General features: G+C 70.4%; 3 protein-coding genes and 2 pseudogenes. 1 reads left to right on the top strand and 4 read right to left on the bottom strand.

Annotation, left to right across the window (positions count from 1 at the left end; all coding sequences use genetic code 11):
* Positions 1–115 precede the first annotated feature (115 nt).
* Both ACWCQ1_RS51175 and ACWCQ1_RS51170 read right to left on the bottom strand, forming a co-directional pair.
* On the bottom strand, positions 116–1150 hold the full coding sequence (locus tag ACWCQ1_RS51175) for a ketoacyl-ACP synthase III family protein (protein WP_451030022.1): 1035 nt from the start codon (positions 1148–1150) through the stop codon (positions 116–118).
* Positions 1151–1190: 40 nt separating this feature from the next.
* Positions 1191–6416, bottom strand: coding sequence for a type I polyketide synthase (locus ACWCQ1_RS51170; protein WP_451030021.1), 5226 nt, complete (start codon positions 6414–6416; stop codon positions 1191–1193).
* A 1091-nt stretch (positions 6417–7507) separates the two neighbouring features.
* On the opposite strand from ACWCQ1_RS51170, the pseudogene ACWCQ1_RS51165 reads away from it, so the two are divergent.
* Positions 7508–7720, top strand: a pseudogene (locus ACWCQ1_RS51165) (transposase); the annotation flags it as partial.
* Between the two features lie 452 nt (positions 7721–8172).
* Here ACWCQ1_RS51165 and ACWCQ1_RS51160 read toward each other — a convergent pair.
* Both ACWCQ1_RS51160 and ACWCQ1_RS51155 read right to left on the bottom strand, forming a co-directional pair.
* Positions 8173–9219 (bottom strand): IS110 family transposase, encoded by a 1047-nt coding sequence (locus ACWCQ1_RS51160; RefSeq protein ID WP_451030020.1) that lies wholly within the window; start codon positions 9217–9219, stop codon positions 8173–8175.
* An 86-nt stretch (positions 9220–9305) separates the two neighbouring features.
* Positions 9306–9495 (bottom strand): annotated as a pseudogene (locus ACWCQ1_RS51155) (STM4015 family protein); the annotation flags it as partial.

Genomic DNA, 9495 nt, shown 5'->3' with positions numbered 1-9495 from the left:
TAAGACTGCTGGGCGTACCCACGTCCCTTGCCGTTGGTTCGGGGCAGCTGCTGTCTGGGAAGCAGAAAGCTCAACCCGCGAGGGAAGAATCTCCCTGCTTCAGCTGGGGGAGAAGTCAAGTCGTCCAGTTCGGGATGTCCAGTACCTGCACCACAGCTGCGGAGAGGACCACGCCCGGTGCTTGGCCAAGCAGCAGCAGGTGGTCCCCCGGTGCCAGCTCGCCGGCTGCGAGGAGGTGTTCGAAGGCCAGGAACTGGTCCGCGGCGCCGCAATGGCCGATGCGCCGTCCGAATTCCCACGTCGATTTCGCCATGTCCAGGCCCAGGGGGACCATCACGCGCTGCTCGACGACTTCCCGGGAGTGCGTTTCGAAGGCGACCCTGGCCAGGTCCTTGATCTCGATACCGGCTTCCGACACCGCGGTCTCGACGAGTTCCAGCATGAGGCCCGGGATCTGCGTGAGCACCCCGGCGCCGTCCGGCGGGTTGGCCCGGTAGTGCTCGAAGCGCGCGGTGAAATCCTGGGGGCGGCCGTCGGTCACGGTCGGTGGGAACATCGGCTCGCCACTGCGATGCAGTTCCTCGCCGGCCGGCGCGCTGATCGAGGAGATGGAGAGAAGCCGTGCGAAGCCGGGGCTCTTCGTGACCACCACAGCCGTGGCGGCGTCGCCGGCGATCATGCCCGGGGCGACCCGCCACCGGTCGATCAGCGGGGTGCCGTAGTTGTCCGCCGCCACCAGAAGGGCGCTTTCGCGGTCGGGCTCAGCGCGCAGGTAGCAGGCCGCGAGCTCAAGCGCGTCGAACATACCGTTGCACCCTTGGCGGACGGCCATCGCGGGCACCCGGCCGCCGACGAGGTGGCGCTGCAGGTACGCCTGGGGCGGCCAGCCTTCGGGCCCTTGGTGCCACGTGTTGGTGTAGAGCAGGAGGGAGAGTTCGGTCGGCTCGCGGTCGGCGCGCTTCAACGCCGCCCCGGCCGCCTCCAGCGCCATGTCCGGCGCGGGACGCTCGCCCGCCACGGCGACCCCGAGGTACTCGTGCACCTCGGCCTCCAGAGCCGGGTATAGGCCGTCCGCGACGGCCCGTACCACCGGGAACACTGGGGGAACGACCGAGCCGATTCCGTTCAGGTACATGTCCGCAGTGCGCATGACGTCTCTTCCGTCGTGGGTCGTGGAGGTCGGGCCCGGGTCACCGATTCGCTTCCCCGGCGGCCACACTCAGCAGCTCCGCTACGTGCTCCGCGATCGCGGACACCGTCGGGGTCTGCCACAGCAGGGTGGACGGGAGCCGGCACTCGAACCGCTTCTCCAGGCGCCGCCGCACCATGACGGTCAGGATCGAGTCCATTCCCTGCTCCGCCAGCGACCGCGTGGGCATGAGGTCCGCAGGGTCCAGCTTCATCTCCTTCGCGATCAGCGACCGGACCTCGCCGACGAGCGTGGCCTGCAGCTGCTCCGGGTCGAGTGTGGACAGGTCGTCCGTCTTGACCGGCTCCTCCGCGACGGCGCCGAGCTCGCTCAGCACCGGCAGCGCACGCTCGATCAGTTTCGGCTGGTCGTCCTGGAAGACCGGGTAGACGCCGGGTCCGCGACGGTCCGCCACGTCCCAGGCGGCGACCAGGGAAGCAGCAGTGATTCCGTGACCAGCCACGACACCCAGACTCAGTGCGTGCTCCCCGGCCTCCGCGCGTTGCGCCACGACGGCGTCGAGCAGGGCGCAGGCCGCACCGTCCAGCTCCGCTCCGGGCAGGGTCAGCGTCTGATCGCCCGCGGAGAAGACCGTGAAGAAATCCAGGGTTCCCGGCGTGAAGAGCTCGTGCACCGCTTGCGTGCCGCGGGCGCGTGAGCGGAGTTCCTGGGTCCCCGGCTCGGTGAGGTTGACGACGCCCCGGACGGGTGGGAAGCCGGACCGGTCCGGGTCGGCGAGGAGCGCGGCCTGGGTGGAGTCGGCGATGTCCAGGGTGAGCACGCGCACCGTGATGCCGCGGGCTTCCAGTGCCAGCACCCCATCGACCTGACGCGCCCACTCGTCGTCCACTGGGGACTCCCACTGGGATCGCGAGGGGAACTCCTGCGGTGTGACGAACAGGATCCGTTTCGCGCCCAGGCCCGCGAGCCGATCCGCAGCTGCCAGGCCGAGTGGACCAAGAGCCCCGTTGATCAGATATGTGCCCTCGGGGCGGCACGGTGTCGGCGGGTGGTTCGGCTGAGCCGCCACCCTGCTCAGCCGGGCCACGTGCGGTTGTCCCTGCCGAACTGCGATCACGGCCTCGCCGGACGCGGCACCGAGCAGGCCGAGCACGGTCTTCGCGGTCCCTGCCACGTCCGTGACGGCGGCGTCGTCCAGATCGACGACCGCACCCCACGACTCCGGCCGATTTCCCGCGAGCGTGCGGCCGGCTCCTGTGATGGCTGCGGTGTCGGGGCACAGCTGGGGCTCGGTGTCCGCGCCCGTCCGCACCGCGCCCGTGGTGAGGCACCACAGCCGGCCGGTGCCCGCCTCGGCTAGGCGCTGCGCGAGCGTGGCGAGCGGCCGGAGGCGCGCCTCGGCGCCTTGCGGTGCTGCCGCTGGCAGCATCAGACAGACGTCGGCGTCGGCGAGGTCGTCTACCTGCTCGGGATCGGTGACCAGCCGGCAGTCGCGTCCCGTCGCGCGGGCTTGCGCGGTCAGCTGCTCGGCCAGCGCGTCGTGCGGGCCGACGAGGACGAGGGCCCGGTCCGCGCTCACGGCCTCGACGGGTTCGTACGGACGCCAGGCGAGCTCGTGCAGCAGTGTGCGGGGATCGGCGGAGGCAGCGTCTTCGGCGCCGATGACCGCGTACCGCAGGCCGCTGACGTGGGCCGTCACGGCGCCGTCGGTCGTCGCTACGGTGACGTCCACGGTGTCTGGGGAGTCCGCGCGCACCGTGATGCCGATCACCGCGGACTCGGGCGGTTCGCCGCTCACCGTGACCTCGTCCGCCGCGACGACCATGCGCAGCACCGGATCCCCGGGGTACGCGACGGGCGCGAGCGTCATCACTGCGTCGAGTACGGGTGCCCAGGTCGTCGACCGTCCAAATGCGACTGTGCCGCGCAGCACGCCGTCGGCGCGCCAGAGTTCCTGCACTGTCCAGTCGAAGCCGGTGGAGGGAACTCCGACCGCGCTGAGCCGTTCGTGGACGAGGGTGGCCGCTACCCGCTCCACCGGAGCAGGCAATGAGAGCCGAGCGGGCAGCTCGCCCGGTTCGGCGGCGACGGCCGCGTCGGTGTGCGTGTCCCACCCCGGCCCGGAGTCCGTGTCCGCGGCGCGGGAGGCCAGCCGCAGGGTGTCGCCGTCCAGTACGACCTGGATTTCTCTGCGGTGGGCGGTCATCAGGGGGCTGCGCATCGCGATCTTCCGCAGCGTCGGCGGTGGGGAGGCCGGCGCGGCGGCCGCGAAGAAGGACGTGAGGAACACCGCGGCGGGCACGATCTCGACGCCGTTGATGCTGTGGCTGCCCGGATAGGGGCGGTTGCTGTCGTCGAGGCTGCTTTGCCACACCCGGACCGCGCTGCCCGCGACCGGGATCTCCGCACCGAGCAGGGTCTGGCTGTGCGGATCGTGCGACCGGGCGGCGCCACCGCCACCGAGCTGCGGCCGCCACCAGAGCGACCGGTGCCGCCACGGGTTCGCCGGGGCGGCGACCAGCTCGCCCGCCGGGTACAGCCGGGACCAGTCGACGTCGAGGCCGTGGCAGTGCAACGACCCGAGCGCACAAAGCAGGCTCCGCTGCTCGGACCGGTTGCGGCGAAGAGTGCCGCCGACGAACGCGGCCTCGATCCCTTGCTGGGACAGGGTTTCGCTGATCGAGTGCGTTACCACCGGGTGCGGGGAGATCTCCAGGAAGGCCCGGTGGCCGTCCTCGGCAGCCGCGGTGACAGCGCTGGCGAGACGCACCGGGTTGCGCAGGTTGGCCGCCCAGTACGGCCCATCGAAGACCGGAACCGTGCGCGGATCGGGCAGCGCGGTGGTGTAGACCGGTATCTCCGGCTGCGCCGGACGCAGGTCGGCCACGGCCCCGGCGAGCTCCTGCGCGAGCAGGTCCATCCGGGGGCTGTGGAATGCCACGTCGGAAGCGACCCGGCGGACGACCAGTCCCTCCGCCTGCCATTCGCCCGCGATGGCCTCGACCGCGCTGGGATCGCCCGAGACCACTGTGGACATCGGCGAGGAGTGGATGCCCGCCACGACCCCGGGGCGATCGGCCAGCTGCTGCTCCACCTCGGCGAGGGGCAGGCCGACCATGGCCATCGCGCCCTTGCCGGCCTCCTGGCGCAGCAGCTTCGAACGCCGGCAGCTCAGCCTGGCCCCGGACGCGAGGTCGAGCGCGCCCGCGCAGACGGCGGCGGCGATCTCGCCCACGGAGTGCCCGATCACCGCGGTCGGGGCGAGCCCGCGGTCGCGCCACACCGCGGCAAGGCCGACCTGCATGGCGAAGATCATCGACTGGATCCGGCTCACCTCGTCGAGGTCGCCGTCCTCCAGCACCTGCCGCGGCGTGAAGCCGATCTCGTCCACGAACACCGGCGCCAGTTCGTCGAGCACCGCGGCGAAGGCGGGTTCGGTGGCCAGCAGCTCGCGGCCCATGCCGGTCCACTGCGAGCCGTGTCCGGAAAACACCCACACCAGGCCGGCGCCTCGGTCGGGCAGCGGGCTGCCGGTCACCACGTCGTCGGCCGGTTCGTCCTGGGCGAGCGTGTGCAGCCGCTCGATCAGGTCGGCCCTGCTCGCAGCGGCGACGGCCGCGCGATGCCCGAGGTGGGATCGGCGGGTCGCCAGCGTGTGCCCGAGCGAGTCGAGCGGGACCTCCTCCCCCTGCTTCGACAGCCAGTCCGCGAGGTCGCCAGCCCGGCGGGCGAGTGCCTCCTCGGACGCGGCGGACAGCGCGAACAACCGTTCGCGCGGAACGTCTGCTTCCCGTGTCGGCGGCGCTTCCGGTGCCTCCTCGAGCACGATGTGCGCGACGGTGCCGCCGTAGCCGAACCCCGACACGCCCGCCCGTCGCGGCTCCCCCGTCCCGGGCCACGGGACGCGCTCCGTCGTGAGCCGCAAACCGTTGTCCTGCCAGGGGATGGCTGGGTTCGGCCCGGACGCTATCGGAGTGGCGGGGATCTCCGCGTGGCTGAGCGCGAGCACGGCCTTGATCACGCCCGCCACACCCGCGGCGCCTTCCAGGTGACCGATGTTGGCCTTCACGGAGCCGATGAAGCAGCCGTCGTCCGCGCGGTCCGCGCCGTACACTGCGCTGATCGCGGCCGCCTCCAGTGGGTCGCCCAGCAGGGTCCCGGTTCCGTGGGCTTCCACGAACCCAACCGTGCGCGGGTCGATCCCGGCGTGCCGGCAGGCCCGCACCATGACGTGCTCCTGCGCGACGGGGTTGGGCGCCATGATCCCGTTGGTGTAGCCGTCCTGGCTCACCGCGCTGCCGCGGACGAGGGCCAGCACCCGGTCGCCGTCGCGCTGGGCGTCGGCCAGTCGCTTGAGTACCAGCACACCGCAGCCCTCGCCACGCCCGTACCCGTCGGCGGTGGCGTCGAACGCCTTCGACCGGCCGTCGGCGGCGAGCGCACCCGCGAGGTCCAGGGTCACCGTCTCCCCCGGGGAGACCAGCAGGTTCACCCCCGCCACGAGGGCGAGACCGCTCTCCGTGGAACGCAGGCTCTGACAGGCCAGGTGCAGCGCCACCAGCGACGCCGAGCAGGCGGTGTCGACTGCAAGGCTCGGACCCCGCAAGTCCAGCACGTGCGACAGCCGGTTGGCGACCGCGCATCGGGCCGCGCCGATGCCGCTCCAGGCGTCCATGTTCACGACGTCCTCGAGCAGGTGTCGCCGGTAGTCGTCGGTGCAGGAACCGACGAACACCCCGGTCTCGCTGCCGGCGAGCGAATACGGGGGGATACCCGCGTGCTCCAGCGCTTCCCAGGCCACCTCGAGCAGGATCCGCTGCTGCGGGTCCATGAGCTCCGCCTCGCGCGGCGTGATCCCGAAGAAATCCGCGTCGAACCCGTCGATCCTGGTCAGGAAACTGCCGCGTCCCACGGTGTTCCGCAGCACCGAGGCGTGCTGGTGGCTCAGCTCCGCATAGGGCTGCCACCGATCGGCGGGGACTTCGGAGCTGGTGTCGGTCCCGGCCATCAGCAGGTCCCAGAAAGCGTCCGGGCTGTTGGCCTCTCCCGGGAATCGGCAGCCTATCCCGATCACGGCGACCGGCTCGGGAGTGGCCGGAACATTTTCTGGCGCGTCGTTACTCACTACGTCAGTCCCTTCGGGGGGAATTGTCCGGTGCCGAAAGCAAATGTGATACCCATTCAGGACAACGTTGTCGAGCAATGGATCGGGCCTCGTTCCCGCGGAACAACCACAGCCATTGGAACCGATGATGGTTTGCACCATCGCCGGCTGGCTGGCAACCCTGACCTCAGGCCCGCCGCCCGGAGCCCCACGCAAACGGGACCATCGGATAGAAGTGAGAACGCCATCCGCACGTGGTGATCAGCACGCGCATGCAGTTGATCCTTGCGAGACGCCGACCGGGCGTCAATGGGCCGCATCGCAGAGTCTGCGATGCGGCCCATCGGTACCGAGCGAGACTGTCCATTCGTGCAGACAATTTCCTGTGGCCGCGCGCCGCGTCGATCTGGCTGCGGCGGCCGCACCGCAGATCAGGCCCTGGCACTGCGTGGCGTGTGCGGGCCTCGGCACAACCCTGGTCGATGGCGCCGGCGCTGTGGGTGCACCCGCTGCACCGGTGGCGTCCCGCCGAGTGGTGTAGCGACGATCGTGATGGAGTCGCAGGCCACGAGCCGAATTCCGCGATCACCGATGCCGCTCGCCTGACGGGATATCAGGTGATGGCGCCGCCGACGTGATGCTGCCGATGGTCACGGACCCGCCGGGGGGCATTGCGAGCTGCCGAGCAGTCAGGCAGCTGCCAGGGCCGGCCGGGAGGCTGCTGTGACGTAGCTGGTGCTGTTACTTAATGATCTCGGTTGTGGCCTGCTGTTGTTCAGTTGTACTGAGCGGTGTGTTCGCTTTGTCGGGGCAGCCGGTGCGGGATGGTGGGTTGGCGACGCGTGGTAGGTGGGCTGAGCTGGCTATTTGTGCTGCGCAGGGTTGCTGGGTGTGGTGGCGGATTTTGCGCATCTTGGTTGGTGCGCCTGAAGGTGCCGGTGCTGTGGTCCGATCTTGTCGGGGTGGGGGCAGCGGTGAGGTGGTCGGGTTCAGTGGGTGTGGGGGCGTTGCCAGAGCAGGTCTTGGGCGGCGGGTGCGAGGTGGGGGAGTTGGAGGCGGCCGGCGAGGTGGTGGAGGAAGGTGGTTGTGTGCGTGTCAGGGGGTGTGGGGGCAGGCGGTCGAGGGTGGCGGCGAGGGTGAGGTTCCGGCTGGTCAGGGTGGGGGAGGTGGGGCCTGGGGGATGTGGGGGTTGGTGGCCATGGGTTGGTGCTGGCGCTTTCGTCAGCGCTGGTGGAGGTGTTGATGGTGGTCGTACCAACGCGATCGAGTCGGTCAACGCCCGCATACGAAAAGCCGTCCGAGCCCGCGGGCACTTCCCGAACGAGGCCGCAGCCCTCAAATGCGTCTACATGGCCGTCAACCCGACCCCACCGGCCAGGGACGCAAACGCTGGACCATGCGTTGGAAGCCCGCCCCAGGCCTTCGGCATCGCCTTCGGCGGCCGACTCTCCGTCGGCCGCCGCTAACCCACACCACCCGAGTTACACCGTCGGCTGGACAGACCCGGCACCGGCCTGACTCTCGACGAGCCAGCCTCACCTTGACGAGCCGAGGTCATCTATGAAGGGGCGGGGCCGGTCAAGTGTCGGCCTTGACCGGGTTCTTCTTCTGCTCGGCAGTAGGAGGCCGTGCTGGAGCCACCGGGTGGCGGAGGGCGCCCGTCATAAAGGTGAGACTGGGTACTGCCCCCGTCCCCGTTTGCGTGGTGGGGACATGTTGGGTGTGCTCTTCACCAGGGTGATGCTGGTTGGCGGCGCTCCGGCTGCCGGTCATCTATCCGCCGCGCCCGTTCTCTCGATTGTGGTGCGGCATGGTGTGGTTCGGCACACGGCCGACGGGACCAATCAGTAACTCGGCCTCGCCGTGAGGGGGCCAGACTTCGGGACGGTCTCGCGTCGGCCGTGGGTCCGGATGCTGATCACGCCTGGTCCGTGCGGGCCAGGCAGCGGACTTCGCCGTCGCGTAGTCCGTAGTAGACCAGGGTGAGCAGCTTGCGGGCCGCGGCGGCCTTGGCGATGTTGCGTGCCTGAATGCCGCGGCGGGCCTCGATGCGGTCCTTGTGGGCGCGCATCGGGGTGTTCTCGGGGGCGTGTTGGACGGCCTCGACGGCCGCCCAGCGCACCAGTGTCGAGCCCTGCTTGGTGAGGTGCCCACGGTGCACGGGCAGGTCCGACTCGCGGTGGCGTGGGGTGAGCCCGGCCCACGAGCACAGCTGTTTGGCGGTGGGGAAGCGGGTGACGTCGCCGATCTCGGCGACGAACACCGCGGCCAGGACCGGGCCGATGCCGCCGATCTGCTGGATCGCACGGTAGCCCGTGTCGTCGGCGAGCCGGGCGGCGATCTCCTGATCGAGCCGGGCCAGCTGCCGGTCGAGTTCCCCCATCACTGTGCGCAGGGCCTGCAGCCGGGCCGCGTAGCCGGCGGGCAGTGGCAGCTCGTTGAGGAACACCGCGCCCCTGGTGCCGAACAGGTCGCTCATGGGGACGACGATGCCCAGCTTGCCCATCACGCCGTGGGCCTGATTGCGGCAGCTGGTGCGCAGACGCACCAGCTTGTGCCGCCCGCGTACCATCTCGCGCAGTTCCCTGGTTTCGGGCGGGGCCAGCCAGGCTTCCGGCAGCCGCCCCATCCGCAGCAGGTCGGCCAGGTCGGCGGCGTCCTTCTCGTCGTTCTTCACCCGCCGGTAGGCGAAAACCTTCACCCCCAGCGGATGGGCCAGGTGCACCTCGGCCCCGGCCTCGGCGAGCGCGTCGGCGGCCCAGTACCAGCCGAGCGTGGCCTCCAGCACGACCTTCGGCTGCGGCCCGGCTTTGGCGGTCTCCCGCTTGAGCCGGGCCGGATCGTTGTTGAAGCGGACCATCTTGCCCAGCCGCTGCCCGTCGGCCGACATCCGTACCAGGACCGAGCGGCGACGGTGCAGGTCCATTCCCACCCACTGCACACCGTCATACGGTGGTGAACTCATCGAGGGCCTCCCCGAGTTCAGATCTCTGCCTGAGCCGAGCATCCTGCGCACCCGGCGGGAGCGGGAGGCCCCGCCCCTTCATCGCATCAGTAAGTGAGCGGGCCCACACTGACGCTGGGCACCGGCACGCCGTTCTCGTCCTCGTACGCCTCGGCGTCGGACGGGTCGAGGTCGACTTCGACGCCGGCCGGTTCGAGCGCATCCCGGACACGCTGTCTCATCGGCTCGCTCAGGTAGTTGTGGTGCAGGTCGAGCTTCCTGAGATGGGTCAGCGGC

The organism is Streptomyces sp. NPDC002144 (assembly GCF_053593695.1).
The sequence above is the reverse complement of the archived record's forward strand: the minus strand, read 5'-3'. Positions and strand labels throughout refer to the sequence as shown.

Coding starts and splice junctions, on each gene's coding strand:
- ACWCQ1_RS51175 (WP_451030022.1), bottom strand. CDS start 1,150: ATGCGCACTGCGGACATGTACCTGAACGGAATCGGCTCGGTCGTTCCC.
- ACWCQ1_RS51170 (WP_451030021.1), bottom strand. CDS start 6,416: ATGGTGCAAACCATCATCGGTTCCAATGGCTGTGGTTGTTCCGCGGGA.
- ACWCQ1_RS51160 (WP_451030020.1), bottom strand. CDS start 9,219: ATGAGTTCACCACCGTATGACGGTGTGCAGTGGGTGGGAATGGACCTG.